This is a genomic window from Paucibacter sp. JuS9 (assembly GCF_044043925.2).
Taxonomy (GTDB): domain Bacteria; phylum Pseudomonadota; class Gammaproteobacteria; order Burkholderiales; family Burkholderiaceae_C; genus JAUASW01.
Window position 1 is genome coordinate 4575053 of the sequence record NZ_CP194172.1, and the last position, 16338, is coordinate 4591390.

General features: G+C 67.5%; 12 protein-coding genes and 1 pseudogene. 7 read left to right on the top strand and 6 right to left on the bottom strand.

Annotated features, from left to right (window positions below):
* The first annotated feature begins 95 nt into the window (after nt 1–95).
* Complete coding sequence (locus ABT392_RS20355; RefSeq protein ID WP_464970856.1) at nt 96–1304, top strand: cytochrome-c peroxidase; 1209 nt, start codon at nt 96–98, stop codon at nt 1302–1304.
* A gap of 117 nt (nt 1305–1421) precedes the next feature.
* The gene (locus ABT392_RS20360; protein ID WP_334277786.1) at nt 1422–2336 is read left to right on the top strand and encodes an alpha/beta fold hydrolase; all 915 of its coding nucleotides are present in this window, start codon (nt 1422–1424) and stop codon (nt 2334–2336) included.
* Here the strand turns inward: ABT392_RS20360 and recG are convergent.
* Nucleotides 2326–4467 carry an ATP-dependent DNA helicase RecG gene (recG, locus tag ABT392_RS20365; protein ID WP_464970857.1) on the bottom strand — a complete coding sequence of 714 codons (2142 nt, stop codon included), beginning with the start codon at nt 4465–4467 and terminating at the stop codon, nt 2326–2328. The two genes, ABT392_RS20360 and recG, sit on opposite strands and share 11 nt — an antisense overlap.
* Nucleotides 4468–4577: 110 nt before the next feature.
* On the opposite strand from recG, the gene ABT392_RS20370 reads away from it, so the two are divergent.
* From ABT392_RS20370 to ABT392_RS20380, 3 genes are all read left to right on the top strand, one after another.
* Nucleotides 4578–6917, top strand: coding sequence for a YCF48-related protein (locus ABT392_RS20370; protein WP_395384741.1), 2340 nt, complete (start codon nt 4578–4580; stop codon nt 6915–6917).
* 69 nt (nt 6918–6986) lie between these two features.
* Nucleotides 6987–8039 carry a tRNA preQ1(34) S-adenosylmethionine ribosyltransferase-isomerase QueA gene (gene queA / locus ABT392_RS20375; protein ID WP_334277783.1) on the top strand — a complete coding sequence of 351 codons (1053 nt, stop codon included), beginning with the start codon at nt 6987–6989 and terminating at the stop codon, nt 8037–8039.
* 20 nt (nt 8040–8059) lie between these two features.
* On the top strand, nt 8060–10366 hold the full coding sequence (locus tag ABT392_RS20380) for a hybrid sensor histidine kinase/response regulator (RefSeq protein ID WP_395384740.1): 2307 nt from the start codon (nt 8060–8062) through the stop codon (nt 10364–10366).
* Here ABT392_RS20380 and ABT392_RS20385 read toward each other — a convergent pair.
* The 4 genes from ABT392_RS20385 to ABT392_RS20400 all read right to left on the bottom strand — a co-directional run bounded on the left by ABT392_RS20385 (nt 10330) and on the right by ABT392_RS20400 (nt 13572).
* A complete protein-coding gene (locus tag ABT392_RS20385; protein ID WP_334277781.1) occupies nt 10330–10923 on the bottom strand; it encodes an IMPACT family protein in 594 nt (197 codons plus the stop codon). The genes ABT392_RS20380 and ABT392_RS20385 overlap by 37 nt on opposite strands.
* 20 nt (nt 10924–10943) lie before the next feature.
* Entirely contained in the window at nt 10944–11765 is an 822-nt protein-coding gene (locus tag ABT392_RS20390) for a substrate-binding periplasmic protein (protein WP_334277779.1), read from the bottom strand.
* A gap of 210 nt (nt 11766–11975) precedes the next feature.
* Nucleotides 11976–12737, bottom strand: coding sequence for a substrate-binding periplasmic protein (locus tag ABT392_RS20395; RefSeq protein WP_334277778.1), 762 nt, complete (start codon nt 12735–12737; stop codon nt 11976–11978).
* A gap of 16 nt (nt 12738–12753) precedes the next feature.
* A complete protein-coding gene (locus ABT392_RS20400; RefSeq protein ID WP_395384739.1) occupies nt 12754–13572 on the bottom strand; it encodes a substrate-binding periplasmic protein in 819 nt (272 codons plus the stop codon).
* Between the two features lie 49 nt (nt 13573–13621).
* Between ABT392_RS20400 and tgt the strand changes: the two genes are divergently transcribed.
* Entirely contained in the window at nt 13622–14782 is a 1161-nt protein-coding gene (gene tgt, locus ABT392_RS20405; RefSeq protein ID WP_334277776.1) for a tRNA guanosine(34) transglycosylase Tgt, read from the top strand.
* Nucleotides 14783–14818: 36 nt separating this feature from the next.
* Nucleotides 14819–15328: a hypothetical protein gene (locus ABT392_RS20410; RefSeq protein ID WP_395384738.1), complete on the top strand. Its 510-nt coding sequence runs from the start codon at nt 14819–14821 to the stop codon at nt 15326–15328.
* On the opposite strand, the pseudogene ABT392_RS20415 reads toward ABT392_RS20410, so the two are convergent.
* Nucleotides 15314–16069, bottom strand: a pseudogene (locus tag ABT392_RS20415) (1-acyl-sn-glycerol-3-phosphate acyltransferase); the annotation flags it as partial. The gene ABT392_RS20410 and the pseudogene ABT392_RS20415 sit on opposite strands and share 15 nt — an antisense overlap.
* Nucleotides 16070–16338: the final 269 nt, after the last annotated feature.

The window sequence follows — 16338 nt, forward strand, 5'->3', positions numbered from 1 at the left end:
TGATCAAGCCGCCGCACGTCGAGGTGCGGACTTGGGTGGTCGGAGGTTAGCATCGGCCCGCCATGAATCGCAGACCGCACAGCTACCTATTACTTTTGGCCCTCGGCCTGCTGCTGAGCCTCGGCGCTTGCGGTGGCGGTGGTGGCAGTTCGGCCGCCTCGGCCTCCGTGCCAACGCCCGCGCCGCCCGCTTCCACACCAGCGCCGGTGCAGACGCTCAGCGCCATGGCTGCGCTCGGTGAGCGCGCCTTCAACGACCGCACGCTTTCGGGCTCGGGCCGCATGACCTGCGCCACCTGCCATGACCCCGACTTCGCGCATGGATCGCCCAATGCGCTGGCGGTGCAGATTGGCGGGCAATTCGAAAGCGAATTCGGCCAGCGATCCGCGCCTTCCATCCGTTATCTGGAACGCCAGCCGGCCTTTGATCCGGTCGGGATCACCGGCGGCCTGACCGCTGATGGTCGGGCCGATTCCTTGGCGGCGCAATCGCACCTGGTGCTGTTCAATCCGCTGGAGTTTGACAACACCAGCGTGGAGCGCCTGGCCCAGCGTGTCCGCGCCTCGGTGATTGCCGCTGACTTCGCCAAGGTCTTCGGCACCGATGGCGACGCCGCCACCACGGTGGCCCAGCTGGAGCAGGCGCTGCAGGCCTTCCAGCTCGAGGACAAACGCCTGCACCCCTACGACAGCAAGTTTGACTGGGTGCAGGCCGGCAAGGAAACATTCACCGCGCCAGAGCAGCGCGGCCAGCAGGTCTTTCGCGACCCGGCGCGCGGCGCCTGCATCGGCTGCCACCTGGACACCAGCAGCGACGGCAAGCCACCGCTGTTCACCAACTTCGGCTATGTGGCCACCGGCGCGCCGCGCAACGCGAAGATTCCGGCCAATGCCGACCCGGCCTACTTCGACCTCGGCCTGTGCGGGCCGCTGCGCAAGGACCTGGCCCAGCGAGCCGAGCTCTGCGGCCTGTTCCGCACGCCGGGCCTGCGCAATGTGGCGCAGCGCCAGGTGTTCTTCCACAACGGCATATTCAGCTCGCTGCCCCAGGTGCTGGACTTCTACAACACCCGCGACACCTCGCCCGAGCGCTGGTACCCGACGGTCGCCGGCAAGCTGCAGAAGTTCGACGACCTGCCGCCGGCCTACCGGGGCAATCTCTCCACGCTGCCGCCTTTCGCCGGCCTGCGCCCGGGCGACAAGCCGCCAATGAGCGCGCGCGACCTGCTGGACCTGGAGTGCTTCCTGATGACACTCAGCGATGGCCATGTGATCGGCACGCCAGCCGTGGCCAGCTGCCGCTGATCGCCGCCTTCATCTGCCATTGATCGCACGAGCTTGCCATTCGTCGCAGGCCGGCTGAGCCGCGCCGGCCACGCCGGCACAGTCCGCTCCACTGTCAACCCGCAGGAGGAGAAAAGCATGAAGAAACAACTGACGAGCCGCACCCCGTGGATCGTTCTGGCGATTGCCATTGTTGCCGCGGTGAGCAGCGGTCGCAGCCAGGCAGCCACGCCTGAAGCACCGACCACTGCCTACCGCGACCTGCAGGTCCAGGTGATCGGTACCGGCAAGCCGGTGCTGATGATCCCCGGCCTGAACAGCGCTGCCAGCGTCTGGACCGAGACCTGCGCCACACTGCAACCGCAGGTGCAATGCCACATCGTCCAGCTGCCCGGCTTTGCAGGTGCCAAGCCGGTGCAAAAGGAGCAATGGCTGACGAGCATGCGCGACGAGCTGCTCGCCTACGTCGACGCCAACAAGCTCGACAAGCCGGTGGTCATGGGCCACAGCCTCGGCGGCGCGCTGGCCCTGATGATGGGCAGCGAGGCGCCGCAGCGCTTCGAGCGCCTGGTCGTTGTTGACTCGCTGGCCTTCATCGGCGCGGTGCAGAACCCGGCGGCGACCGAGGCGAGCGTCAAGCCCATGCTGCAGGGCATGCGTCAGCAGATGCTGGCAGCCACCGAGGAGCAGACCGCCATGCAGGTCCGCAGGATGGCGCCCGGCATGACACTCAGCCCGCAAGGCGTCGAGCGAGTCGTCGCCTGGGGCCTCACCAGTGACCGAGCGACCTCGGCCCAGGCCATGACCGAGCTGTGGGGCACGGACCTGCGCCCTGCCCTGAGCAAGATCCAGGTGCCGACCCTGGTGCTGGGTTCCTGGGCTGCCTACAAGCCCATGGGCGCGACACTGGAAAGCACCCGCCAGATCTTCACAACCCAGTACGCCAACCTCAAGGGTGTGGACATCCGCATGAGCGAGGCCGGCTACCACTTCCTGATGTGGGACGACGCCGCCTGGCTGACCGGCGAGGTCAAGCGCTTCATCAAGCTTTGAGGAACTCGGCCTTGCCGCCCAGCCAGCGTTCCACCTGGCGGCGGGCCGCCTCCGGATGCTCATCCAGCAGGCGCGGCGCCATGGCCCGCGCTTCTTTCAGCAGTGGTGCATCTTCCTGGAGATCGGCGAAGCGGAGCAACTCGGCACCGCTTTGCCGTGCGCCCATGAACTCGCCCGGGCCGCGGATGTCCAGGTCGCGACGGGCGATCTCGAAACCGTCATTCGTCTCGGCCATGGCCTTGAGCCGCGACTTGCCGGTGTCCGACAGGGGGCCGGTGTAGAGCAGCACGCAGACGCTGGCCACCGCGCCACGGCCCACGCGGCCGCGCAGCTGGTGCAATTGCGAGAGGCCGAAGCGCTCCGCATGCTCGACAACCATCAGGCTCGCGTTGGGCACGTCCACGCCCACCTCAATCACCGTCGTGGCCACCAGCACCTTCATCTGGTTGCCGCTGAACTGCGCCATCACGGCCGCCTTCTCGGCCGGCGGCATGCGGCCATGCAGCAAGCCCACGGCATGGCCGGGCAGTTCGGCGCTGAGCTCGGCATGGGTGTCGGTCGCGTTCTTCAGGTCCAGCGCCTCGCTCTCTTCGATCAGGGGGCAGACCCAGTAGACCTGGCGGCCCTGCTCCACCGCATCGCGGATCTTGGCGATCACCTCGTCGCGCTTGGCATCACCAAACACCTTGGTGACGATGGGGCTGCGGCCGGGCGGCAGCTCGTCGATGGTGCTCACATCGAGGTCGGCGAAGTAGGTCATCGCCAAGGTGCGCGGTATCGGTGTGGCGCTCATCATCAGCAAGTGAGGCTCGAGACCTGTTGGCCCCCCCGTCGCCTTCGGCGCCGGCCCCCCGAGGGGGTGCTCGACGCCTTGGGGCGGCCCTGCGGCGTCGGCCTGCGCAGCGAGCTTCTTGCGCAAGGCCAGCCGCTGCGCCACGCCAAAGCGATGCTGCTCGTCGATCACGGCCAGGCCCAGCTTCGCGAACTGCACCTTGTCTTCGATCACTGCATGCGTACCGACGACGAGATTCGCCTCACCCGAGGCCACGGCGTCCAGCATCTTCTGCCGCGTCTTGCCCTTCACGCTGCCGGTCAGCCAGGCCACCTGCACGCCCAGGGGTTCCAGCCAGGCGATCAGCTTGCGGAAATGCTGCTCGGCGAGGATTTCGGTCGGCGCCATCAAGGCGCATTGCCAGCCGGCGTCCATGCAGACGGCCGCGGCCAGGGCCGCCACCACGGTCTTGCCCGAACCCACATCGCCCTGCAAGAGCCGGTGCATGGGCTGCGGGCGCGCCAGGTCTTGCGCGATCTCTTCGGCCACGCGCTGCTGGGCGGCTGTGAGCTGAAATGGCAGGTGGCGCAGCAGCTGTTCCTGCAAGCCTTCGCGGCGGCCGCGCAGGGCCGGCGCCTTCAGGTGCGCTCGCTCTCGCTGCGACTTCAGCTGGCTCAGTTGCTGGGCCAGCAGCTCTTCGAACTTGAGCCGCTGCCAGGCCGGATGCGTATGGTCTTCCAGCGTGGCAAGCGGCACGCGCGGCGGCGGGTGATGCAGAAAATTCAGCGCATCGCGCAGTGAAGGCAGATGGGACGGCACGGTTCGCGGTGGCAGCAGCTCCTCCAGCGGCGCACGCTTCAAGGAGGCCTCGATGGCCTTGCGCAGATAGCTTTGCGGCAGGCCGGCGCTGGCCGGGTAGACGGGTGTCAGCGACTGGGCCAGCGGCGTGTGCTCATCCACCGCCTTGATGACCGGATGCACCATTTCGCGACCGAAGAAGCCGCCGCGCAGCTCGCCGCGCACACGCAATCGCTGGCCCTGGGCCATCTGCTTCTGCTGCGAGGGATAGAAGTTCAGGAAGCGCAGGAGCAGCTCGCCGCTCTCGTCCTCGATCTTGACCAGCAGCTGGCGCCGGCCGCGCAGCTCGATGCGGCTCTCGATCACCTCGCCTTCGCATTGCACCGTCTCGCCTTCGCGGGCGGCGGCTATGCGCGTGATCTGCGTTTCATCTTCATAGCGCAGCGGCAGGTGCAGGGCCAGGTCGATGTCGCGCAGGAGCCCGAGCTTGTCCATGGCCTTGCGGGGCGCGGATTTGGGCTTGTTGGCGTTGGCGCTGGCAGTGGGACGGGCCTCGGGCATGGGCGAGATTCTGCCTTGGGCGCACGCCCCAGGCGCCCGAGCTTGCAAGGCACTGCTGGCATCGCGTTAGGATGAAGCCCATAGCCAGAATGGCAGGGAGGAAAGTGAACATGCGTATAGCCAAGACGCGGATCGGTCTTGTCAGTGCACTGATACTGCTGCTGCAGGCCTGCGGTGGCGGTGGTTCAAGCGGCGGTGCTGGCAGCCCGGCCGCCACGCCCTTGCCGACCCTGCTGACGATCTCCCTTGCCGGAGCCGAGGCCGACGTCGCCGCCCCAGTGCAGTTCGAGAACAGCGCGGCCGGCCTGACGGGCTTGCGCCATGAATGGAACTTCGGCGACGGCAGCAGCAGCACCGAAGCCCGTCCGGCCCATGGTTTCGCCAAGCCGGGCGACTACGAGGTGCGGCTGCGCATCCTCAATGCCCGCGATGAGGCCAAGACCGTCACGCTGACGGTGGCCGTGAACAACAAGGCCACCGTGCGCGACCAGATCTGCAGCGGCGCCAATCAATCCGGCTGGTGCTTCCAGTCCCCCTTGCCAGCGGGCCACATCGTCACCCAGCCGCAGCTCCTGACGGCCCAGCTGGGCTGGGCCCTGGCCGGCGATCGGCGGCTGATCAAGACCACCGATGGCGGGCGCAGCTGGAAGGTGCAGCCCATTGGCAGCAGCGGCAAGCTCGAGCGCTATGTCTTCACGGACGCCAACCTGGGCTGGGCGCTGGGAACACAGGGGCAGGTCTGGCGCAGTACGGACGGGGGCCAGTCCTGGGCGGCAGGGGCCAATGTGCCCTTCACGCAGCTGGAAAGCGACAAGACGCTGGAAGCCTTTGACACGCAACTGCTGCGTGTCGGCAATGCCGCTGGCGAGCGATTCGCCAGCCTGGATGGTGGAGCCAGCTGGTCGCGGATTTCTTCGCCGGCCTATCTCAGCGTCACGACGGCAGCGGGCCTCGTCTTTGCCCGCACCAGCGAGAACAACATCCTGCGCTCGACCGATCTGGGCTTGAGCTTCAGCGCGCAGGGCAGCCTGCCGCAGGAATGCCCGGGCGATCGGACCGACAGCTTCCTGGCCGATGGCGAATCCACTCTGCTGCTTTCGGGCTGGGCCGACCTGATCTCCGGCCCGTACAGCCACAGCCCGGTGACCGCTTCGCGCTGGTTTTGCCGCAGCACCGATGGGGGCAAGACCTGGCGCGTTGCCGCTGGCAAGGGCCTGCCCGAACGCGACCACATCAGGTACTGGACGCCGGGCCTGTGGTCGGTGGAGGGCGTGCTCTGGTTCGATTGGGGGCAGCTGTACCGCAGCACCGATGGCGGCGAGAACTGGGCGCCGGTCAGCAAGCCGGACCTTGGATCGCTGACGCTCACGGCGCTTGGCGCCTCTGCGGTGATGTTGACGGACGGCCGGATGAGCGTTGACGCGGGCCAGACATGGTCGGCCCTGCCAGGGCGACCGGTCCATTCGGCCAGGCGCCTGGATGCGCAGACCTACCAGCTGATGTCGAGCGGCCGGGCCTATCTCAGCAGCAATGCCGGCCAGATCTGGACACCGCTGTTCGAGCAGCTGGGCGATGGTCAAACGCTGGGGAGCCTGGGTGCTATCGTCTCGACGCCTGCCAATGCCCTGCTGGCCTTCAATGGCGCAGGCTTGCTGCAGAGCTTCAATGCCGGCCAGGCCTGGTCGTCACGGGCCATGTTCCCGTTTGGAAACAGCGCCAGCTTGCAGTTCGCCTCGGCCACGCGTGGCTGGCTGATCGCCGGCTACGACGAGCTGTTTCGCACGCTGGACGGAGGCGTGAGCTGGTCGCGCATCTGGTCGGCTTCCTCTGCGGCCGGCCTGCCGCCCTTCAGCTTGCAGGTCTCGGCCCTGCAGTTCTTCGATGAAAGCAATGGCTGGCTGGCGCTGCAGACCAGCGACTTTGCCAGCGCGATCCGGCAATCGCGTGATGGCGGGCAGACCTGGTCAGCGCGACCAGAGCTGCCGTTGGCTGAACCCGCCCTGCTGGGCCTGGATGCGGAAACATTGCTGGCCGGCGGTCGCGATGGCGCGATCCATGCCCTGGGCGCCAGCGGCGAATGGAAGCTGCGCTTCCGGCTCAGTGTCGGCGGCGCTATCAAGCGCCTGGTTCGGCAGGACGCCCAACGGGTGTGGGCGGTGGGCAGCGAGGGCCTGCTGCTGTCCAGCAGCGATGGTGGCCAGAGCTGGAGCAAGCAGGACACCGGCGTGAGCACTGGCTTGAACGACATCCGCTTCGCCGACGACAAGCATGGCTGGATCGTTGGCAATGCCGGCCTCGTGCTGGCCACGCTGGACGGCGGCAAGACCTGGCAGCGCCAGGAGAGCGCCACCAGCGACGACCTGCTGAGCCTGGTTGCGCGGGATGCCAAGACGGTCTGGATCGTCGGCAGCTGGGGCACGGTGCTGGCGACGGGTACGGGTGGCTTCTAGGCGTCATGCAGGTGCATGGGACAATCCTGCCACCACCATTGGTACGGGTCCGTCCGGCCCTCAATCCCCATGTCCCAGCCCCGCGCCTACACGGTTGCCGATTTCGATTTCGAGCTGCCGCCTGAACTGATCGCCCAGCATCCGGCGGCCGAACGCAGCGGCTCGCGCCTGCTCGATGGCCGCGGGGCCGATCCGGTGGATCGAACTTTCCGCGAGCTGCCCAGCCTCTTGAACGCAGGCGATCTGCTGGTCTTCAACGACACCCAGGTCATCAAGGCCCGGCTTTACGGCCACAAGGCCAGCGGTGGCGCGGTCGAGGCGCTGGTCGAGCGAGTGCTGCCAGGAACGCAGGAGGTCTGGGCCCATGTGCGCGCCAGCAAGTCTCCGAAGCCGGGCACCCTGATCCGTTTTGCCGAGGCCTTCGACGCCGAGGTGCTGGGCCGCTGCGGCCCGGACGGCGGCATGTTTCACCTGCGCTTCCCCGCAGATCCCTTCCAGCTGCTCGAAGCGCATGGCCATGTGCCCTTGCCGCCCTATATCGAGCATGAAGATTCGGCCGACGATGTGCGGCGCTATCAGACCGTCTTTGCGCGCGCGCCCGGCGCGGTCGCGGCGCCGACGGCGGCTCTCCATTTCGATGAAGGCGTGCTCGCCGCACTGGCTGCCCGAGGTGTGCAAACCGCCAGCGTCACGCTGCATGTGGGTGCTGGTACTTTCCAGCCGGTGCGCGTCGAGCAGATTGCCGACCACAAGATGCACAGCGAATGGTTCGAGGTGCCGGCCGCCACCGTGGCGGCGATTGCCGCTACCCGCGCCGCTGGCGGCCGCGTGATCTCGGTGGGCACGACCAGCTTGCGCGCGCTCGAGTCCGCCGCGCGCGGCGGCGAGCTCAAGGCCGGCGCCAGCGAAACCGAGATCTTCATCACCCCGGGCTTCCAGTTCCGTGTGGTCGACGGCTTGCTGACCAACTTCCACCTGCCCAAGAGCACCCTGATGATGCTGGTCAGCGCACTGGCCGGCTATGAGCGGGTGCGCTCGCTGTATCGCCATGCGATCGAGCAGCGCTACCGCTTCTTCAGCTATGGCGACGCGATGCTGCTCGAGCGCAGCAGCGGCGGCTGAGCCGGCCCCGGACCATGCCCATGCGCGCCTGGCTGCTCGCTCTGCTGATGTTCCTGGCCCTGCCGGCCTCGGCCCAGCATGAGGCGGTGACGCGCCTGACCCGCGCCGAGTTCGCCACCAGCATCGACGGACCCTGGCAGACCGTGGCCCTGCCCGACAGCTGGAGCAAGCGCGGCCTGGCCTCGGGCAGCCGGGGCGTCTACCGTTTCGAGTTCGAGCTGCAGGCGCGGCCGCAACTGCCCTGGGCCCTGTGGGCCGCGCGCCTGTCCAATGCCCATGAGCTCTGGATCAATGGCCAGCACCTCAGCGGCGACCTGGGCAAGGACGCCCTGCAGCAACGCGGCCGCATGCAGACGCTGTGGATAGGCATTCCGCCGGTGATGCTCAAGCCCGGCGTCAACACGCTGGAGCTGCGCGTGGACAACGGTCCGCGCGCCGGCCTGTCGGTGCTCAACCTGGGCCCGGCGGACGAACTGGCCGGCGAGTTCGAGCGCGCCGAGATGCTGTGGGCCGACCTGCCGCGCTGGCTCAATATCGGCGGCGCCTCGCTGTCGGCCTTCATGCTGCTGATCTGGTGGCGGCGGCGCTCCGAGGTGGCCATCGGCTGTGTCGGTGCGCTTTGGCTGCTGTCTTCGCTGCGCAACTACAGCTACTTCACGCACAACCCGCTGAACAGCCATGTCTTCGTCGACTGGCTCTATTTCAGCTCGTTCTCCGTGTCCACCATGCTGCTGGGCGAGTTGGCCATGGCCCTGGCCGATCGGCGGCTGATCTGGTGGCGGCGCATGCTGTATGCAACCGCCATCGGCCTCCCGGTGCTGGGCGTGATGCTGATGCCCTGGGGACTGCTGCAATGGATGCGGGGCTGGGCTTTTCCGCTGATGCTGCTGGTGTCGCTGCCGGCGCTTTCGCTGGTGCTCAGGCATGGGCGCGACAAGGGCTGGCAGCAGTACCGGGCGTTCGCGGTGGGCTTGGCCCTGACTCTGGCCGCGGGCGTGCACGACTACCTCTATCACCAGGGGCACACCTCGGTGATGGACCGGTACTGGATGCCGCTGTTCATGCCGGTGGTGCTGTGCCTGTTCGGCTGGGCGCTGATCACCCGCATGATCAACGCCATGGCCGAGGTGCAGAACCTCAATACCGAGCTGGAGCTGCGCGTCGCGCAACGCACGCGCGCGCTCGAGCTGGCCAATGCGGCCAAGACCCGCTTCCTCTCCAGCGCCAGCCATGACCTGCGCCAGCCGGTGGTGGCCATCGGCCTGTCGGTGGGTCTGCTGCGCGAGCAGATCGAGGCGCCGCCGCAGCGCCGCATGCTGGACCAGGTGATCGAGGCCGTCGGCGCGCTGGAGCGGCTCCTGATCGGCCTGCTGGACCTGTCGCGGCTGGACGCCGGCACCACGCGCACGTCGGTGCAGCCGCTGCGCCTGCAGGTGCTGTTCGATGCGATTGCGGTGCACGAGGCCGAGCCCGCGCGCAGCCGCGGACTGCGCCTGCGCTTCCGACCGACTTCGCTGGCCGTGCTGTCCGACCCGGTGCTGCTGGAGCAGATCCTGCGCAACCTGGTCAGCAACGCCTTGCGCTATACCCGTCGCGGCGGCGTGCTGGTGGTGGCACGCAAGCGCCAGGGCGGTGTGCTGCTGCAGGTCTGGGACAGCGGCGTTGGCATTGCGCAGGCCGACCAGGCGGCGATCTTTGAAGAGTTCGTGCAGGTCGACAACCCGGCTCGTCAGCGCCGCCATGACGGCGGCATGGGTCTCGGGCTGGCCATCGTGCGGCGCAGTGTGAACCTGCTGGGCCACAGGCTGAGCCTGGCTTCCAAGCCGGGCCGTGGCAGCTGCTTCAGCCTCTGGCTGCCTTGTGCCGGCCATGTCGAACAGCCGGTAGTGGAAGTTCAGCCCTTGCCGCTGAGCCTCGTGGGCATGCGGGTGCTGCTTGCCGAGGACGATGACGCCGTGCGTGCCACGCTGAAGGCCAGGCTGCAGGCCTGGGGCGCCACCGTGCTGGCCCATGGCTCGGGGCACAGCCTGCTCGCTGCGCTGCCGGGAGACCCCGAGAACGCCGCCCTGTATGCCGACCTCCTGATCAGCGATCAGCGCCTGCCTGACATCCCCGGCGTGACGCTGGTGCAATCGGTGCGCAAGCGCTGCGGTGCCTTGCCGGCCTTGCTGATCACCGGAGACACCGCGCCCGAGCAGCTCGCCCTCTTGCAGGCCAGCGGCGTGCCGGTGCTGCACAAGCCTTTCCGTGCCGAAGCCTTGATGGCGGCGCTGGAGCGCCTGCTGGTGGCTCAGTCCTCGGACCTCAACCAGCCTATCCTGCCCTGAGCGGCCTCGTTGAGCCGGGCCACGAAGGCGGCCGAGGCCGGTTCGGGCAGACTGAGGCTCATCTGCACCTGCGCGCCATGCAGCACCTCGCCGAGCTGCGCCTGGGCCAGCTCGATCTCGCGGCGGACCAGGCCTTCCAGCGCATAGGGCAGGGTGCAGCGCAGCGAGGCCTGCTTCACCAGCGGCACCTTCTCGGCGTGCAGCAGGGCCTGTGCCACCGCGTCGGTGTAGGCGCGCACCAGGCCGCCGGCACCGAGCTTGACCCCGCCCCAATAGCGCACCACGGTGGCAAGCACCAGTTCGAGGTCCTGATGGCGCAAGACCTCCAGCATTGGTCGTCCGGCCGTACCGCCGGGCTCGCCATCATCGTTGGCAGCAGACTGCCCGCCGGCCAGCAAGGCCCAGCAGACGTGGACGGCATTGGGATGCTGCGCACGCAGTTCCGCGACCCTGGCCAGCGCCGCTTCGCGGCCGGCGCAGGCTTGCACGCAGCCGATGAAGCGGCTCTTCTTGATGATCAATTCGCTGTGGGCCGGGCCGGCCAGGCTGAAGGGCATGCGGGCGGGTTCCGGGCGGTTCAGCGTGTGCTGGGGGCGGACTGCAGGCGGGTTGCGCGCGCCAGCTTCGCACCGAGGTGACGGACCAGGATGGCGTCCATGCTGCCGTCGGCCAGCAGCGCGTTCAGGGCGGCATGCAGGCGCTCGCGATCCCGGGCGGCCACGCGCTGCCGCGACACCACCAGGGAGCCCAGCACATCGTCGCCCGGCGCCCAGTCCATCAGCGCCAGGTCGGCCATCTCGCGCTCTGGCAGCAGCAGGTTGATCGGGTGTGCGAGCATCAGGTCGACCCGGCCGGCACGAAAGACGCGCAGTGCCGTGTCGAAATCGGCAGCTTCATGGACACGCCCTTCGCTACGGAGTTGCTCCAGCCAGGCGTCGAAGAAGCGGCCGTGCCGGAAACTCTTCACCACCACCACCCGACGCTGGGTGTCGGCCAGGAATGCGGCCGGCGTCGACAGCTGGGACGCGACGCTGCGGCGCATCAGGGCCTGATTGCGGCTGCGCAGGTAGGGCCAAAATTCCGCCAGCTGCTCCCGCTCCGGCGTCGCGACCCCCGAAACCGTGATGTCCAGGTCGCCGCGCGACAGCCTCTCCCAGATGCGGGCGCGCGAATTCAATTCGGGCAGCAGCTCGCAGCCGCTGCGCCGGGCCAGCTGCTCGATCAGGTCGGTATCGATGCCCCGCGCCTGTCCCTGGTCGTCGCGGTAGAAGAAGCGTCCGAACTCGTAGAACGAGACATGGTAGGGGCCGCAAGGGGTGGTTTCGGCCATCGCAGCCGGCCACGCCATGGCGGCCAGCGTCCAGGCAATCGCAAGGCGGACCAGGGCATCGAAGCGCATTTTTTTGTTCTCGAGTAGCGGCGCACCGCCGGAGCCTGCGGGTCGCGCCGGGGGCCAACGATCCCCGGGCGGAGAGTTTACGCAGAGGGCCGGGCTGCGACAACGGCCCCAGCATGCTGAAGCTCGACCTGCCAAGGACCGAAGGCCGCGTTGAAGATCAGTTCGCCAGGGACCGCATCGGCCAGGCAGGAGCGCAAGGCGAGGCTGTGTCTATGCCCCGCCGGTCGGCAGGCCATATGCGCGCTTGAGCTTGTCGATCGCGCCGTTGCGGCGCAGCTGCTCCAGCGCCTTCTGCAAGGGCTCGGCCTGCCCGAGGTCGGCATCCAGGTGCAGGCCAAAGCTGTAGTCGGCCGATGCGTCGAGCACGGCCACTTCCTTGACGCGCTCCGGCAGCTCCTGCAGCTGCCCGAGTTGCCAGTAGAGGTTGAGGTCGCCTATCACCAGCAGGTCCATGCGGCCGGCCAGCAGCTTGCGGACGCTGGCGTCATAGCTTGGCGAAACCTCCAGCTCCTTGCCGGGCTTCAGGCCCTCGGCCAGCAGCTGTTCCAGCGTGGCCGTACCGGCCGTGGCGCCGAGCTTCAGGCCTTCGAGCTGCTGCAGGCCCTTGAAACGGATGTCGGCTCGCTGGCTGAGGCTGTAGATGGCAACGCGGCGCGGCAGCACCGGCCCGACCCAGCGGAAACGGTTCTCGCGCTCGGGCAGCCGGGCCAGCGGGAAAAGAAGGCTTGCGGGCGTTTCCAGAAATGACTTCTCGGCACGCAGCCGGGGTTGCAGTGCCAGCGCGAGGTCCATGCCGGCGTGCTCGGCCATGCGCTGCAAGAGTTCGACCATCAAGCCGGCCGGCCGGCCGTCCTGCTCGAAGCTCAGGGGCGGCAGGGCATGGCCAAAAGCCTGCAGCGGCGTGCGGGCTGCCAGGGCGGGCAGGGGCAGGGCGGCAGCGGCGAGGGCCAGCAAGGGTCGGCGGCGCAGCATGGCTCCCTTCCTGGCCTCAGCGTCGCGGCTCGGCATCGCTCAGCCGCAAGGCATGTGCCAGTTTGTCGCCCAGGTGGCGGCGCATGATGGCATCCAGGCTGCCGTCGAGGCGCATGGCCTGCAGCGCCTCGCGCAAGCGCGCCCGGTCCACCTCATTGACCCGCTCGCGCGACATGGCGAAGGCCCCCACCACCCGTTCGGTCGGCGCCCAGATGGCGGCCTCGTAGCTGTTGAAATCGGGGTCCTGCTGGCGCACGAGGGCCAGGCTGGTGACGCCGATCAGCAGCGCGTCGGCCCGGCCCGCCTTGAAGGCCCTGATGGCGGTGGGCTGGTCTGGCGCCTCGACGATGCGCCCGCGCTCGCGCAACTGCGCCAGCAAGGCCTCCATCTGCGGGCCGTCGCGGGAGGCGCGCACCGTCAGCAGGTTTCGCTTGGCATCCATCAGAAATGCCTCGGAAGTGGTGGGCACGCTGCGGTTCTGCAGCAGCACCACGCGGCGCGACTGCAGATAGGGCACCAGCTCGACCAGCCGCTCCCGCTCGGGCGTGATGAGGGCCGAGACGGTGATGTCCAGGCCTCCGGACTCCAACAGCGCCCAGGTGCGCGCGCGCGACTCCAGCACGGTGTTGAAGCGGCAGCCGCTGCGTTTGGCCAGTTCCTCGACGACGTCCTTGTCGATGCCGCGGTACTGGCCGTCGGCATCGCGGTGGTAGAGGGAGGCGTACTCGTAGAAAGCCAGGCGATAGGGGCCGCAGGCATGGGCAATGGCAGGCAGCACGAACAGCAGGAGGCTGGCCAGCAAGGAGCGCCGCATGAATTTCAAGGAATACCGCATTGCGGGCCAGTGTAGGTGTGCAGGCGGGGCTGCGACAATCAGCCCCATCATGCTGAAGTTCGACCTGCTCAAGACCGAAGGCCGCGCCCGCCGCGGCACGCTCACCCTCAACCACGGCGTCGTGCAGACGCCGATCTTCATGCCGGTGGGCACCTATGGCACGGTCAAGGGCGTGATGCCCCGCTCGCTGGAAGAAATGGGCGCCCAGATCATCCTGGGCAACACCTTCCACCTGTGGATGCGCCCCGGGCTGGACATCATGGGTCAGTTCGGCGGCCTGCACAGGTTCGAGAGCTGGGACAAGCCCATCCTCACCGACAGCGGCGGCTTCCAGGTCTGGAGCCTCGGCGACATGCGCAAGATCAGCGAGGAGGGCGTCAAGTTCGCTTCGCCAGTGAACGGCGACAAGCTCTTCCTGACGCCCGAGATCTCGATGCAGATCCAGACCGTGCTCAACAGCGACATCGTCATGCAGTTCGACGAATGCACGCCTTACGAGAGCAAGGGCAAGCTGACGACGGAGCGCGAAGCCCGTGCCTCGATGGAGATGAGCCTGCGCTGGGCCAAGCGCTGCCAGGACGAATTCACCAAGTTGCAGAACCCTAACGCGCTGTTCGGCATCGTGCAGGGCGGCATGTTCGAGAACCTGCGCGACCATTCCCTGGCCGGCCTGGCCGCGCTGGACCTGCCCGGCTATGCCATCGGCGGCCTGTCGGTGGGTGAACCCAAGGAAGACATGCTGCGCGTGCTGGACCACATCGGCCACCAGCTGCCCGCGAACAAGCCGCGCTACCTGATGGGCGTGGGCACACCGGAAGACCTGGTGGAAGGCGTGCGTCAGGGCATCGACATGTTCGACTGCGTGATGCCCACCCGCAATGCCCGCAACGGCCATCTGTTCACCCGCTTCGGCGACCTGCGCCTGCGCAATGCCCGATACAAGACCGACGAGCGGCCGGTGGATGAGACCTGCAGCTGCTACTGCTGCAAAGGCTCGACAACGCCCGACGGCCGGACGTCAGGCGGCTTCAGCCGCGCCTACCTGCACCACCTCGACCGCTGCGGCGAGATGCTCGGCCCCATGCTCACCAGCATCCACAACCTGCACTACTACCTCAACCTGATGAAGGAGCAGCGCGAGGCGCTGGATGCAGGCAGGTATGAAGCCTGGCGCCAGCAGTTCCTGGCGGACCGTGCGCGCGGGGTGTAAACCGGCAGGGGAGCTGCCCCGAGGCATGATCGGCGCATGTTGAAGATGCTCTTCAAGCCCATCCGGGGCTTGTTCCGCCTGGTGCTCGCCCTGCTCATCCTGTTCGAGGAATGGGGCTGGGCGCCCTTGCAGCGGGCCATGGCCTGGATCGGCCAGTTGCCTGTCCTGCGCCAGCTCGAGGCCCTGATCCAGCGCCTGCCACCCTATGCGGCGCTGCTGGTGTTCTTCCTGCCGGGGCTCTTGCTGCTGCCGGTCAAGCTGCTGGCGCTCTGGTTCATCAGCATCGGGCGTGCTGGCCTCGGCGTGGCGGTCATCGTGCTTGCCAAGGTCATCGGCACGGCCATCGTGGCGCGCATCTTCGCGCTGACGCAGCCGGCGCTGATGAGCCTGCCCTGGTTCGCGCGACTCTACCTGCGCTGGTCGGCATGGAAGGAGCAGTTGCTCGCCTGGATACGCGCCAGCGCCGCCTGGCGTCTGGCCCGGGCGATCAAGCTGAGGCTGCGGCGCATGCTGCGCCGCTCTTCTTCGTCTTCAGGCGCGGCCTAGCAAGTCGCCGACCCGGCGCTGCAGCAGTTCCGGCGACACCTCGTTCGCCTTCAACGGCTCGGCTGCCACCAGGCCAACGCGGCTCCACAGCCCGCGCCGGAACGGCTTGACCATGGCCGCTCCGCTCTCGACACGCGAGAAGAAGGAGCCCCAGAGATTGGTCAGTGCCATGGGTACGACCGGCACGGCCTCCTTGCCCTCGAGCAGCTTCATCACGCCGCCCTTGAAGGGCTGCAGCGTGCCGTCGCGGGTGATGCCGCCCTCGGGGAAGATGCACAGCAGTTCGCCGTCGTCGAGCACGGCGCGGGCCTTGGCGAAGGCGGCCTCATAGGTGGCCGGGTCTTCCTTCTGCGGAGCGATGGGAATCGCCTTGCCGAGCTTGAACAACCAGCCCAGCACTGGCGTGGTAAAGATGCGGTGGTCCATCAGGAAGCGGATCGGCCGCGGCGAGGCGGCCATCACCAGCACCGCGTCGATGAAGCTCACATGGTTGCAGACCAGCACGGCCGGGCCCGTGGTCGGGATGCTCTCGTCGCCGGTCACCTTGAAGCGGTAGATCAGGCGCGACACGATGAAGGCGACGAAGCGCAAGAGGTACTCGGGCACGATCAGGAAGATGTAGAAGGCCACCACCGCATTGGCCAGGCCCACGACCAGGAACAACTGAGGAATCGTCAGGCCCGAGCTCAGCAAGGCACCGGCCGCCACGGAGCTGGCGATCATGAAGATGGCGTTCAGGATTTATATCGGGTCGTCAAACAGTTCATAGGTATTTCGCCCCTCCCTCGCAGCGGTCCGTACATGTTTGCTTTCGCGATTCGTCAGAACGTGCGTCAAAAGGCGAATGTTGTGCGTCAAAGCACGAGATTTATGCCTCAAAACACGAATGCACTTCGCTATCTTGGCGTTCATGAAAATGCTAAAGAACGGGGAGCCGGGCCTGCATCCTCTCAAACCACTTTTGAAACGTGATTTCTTCATTGCCTGCAATTGGCTATTTGCACGGTGGG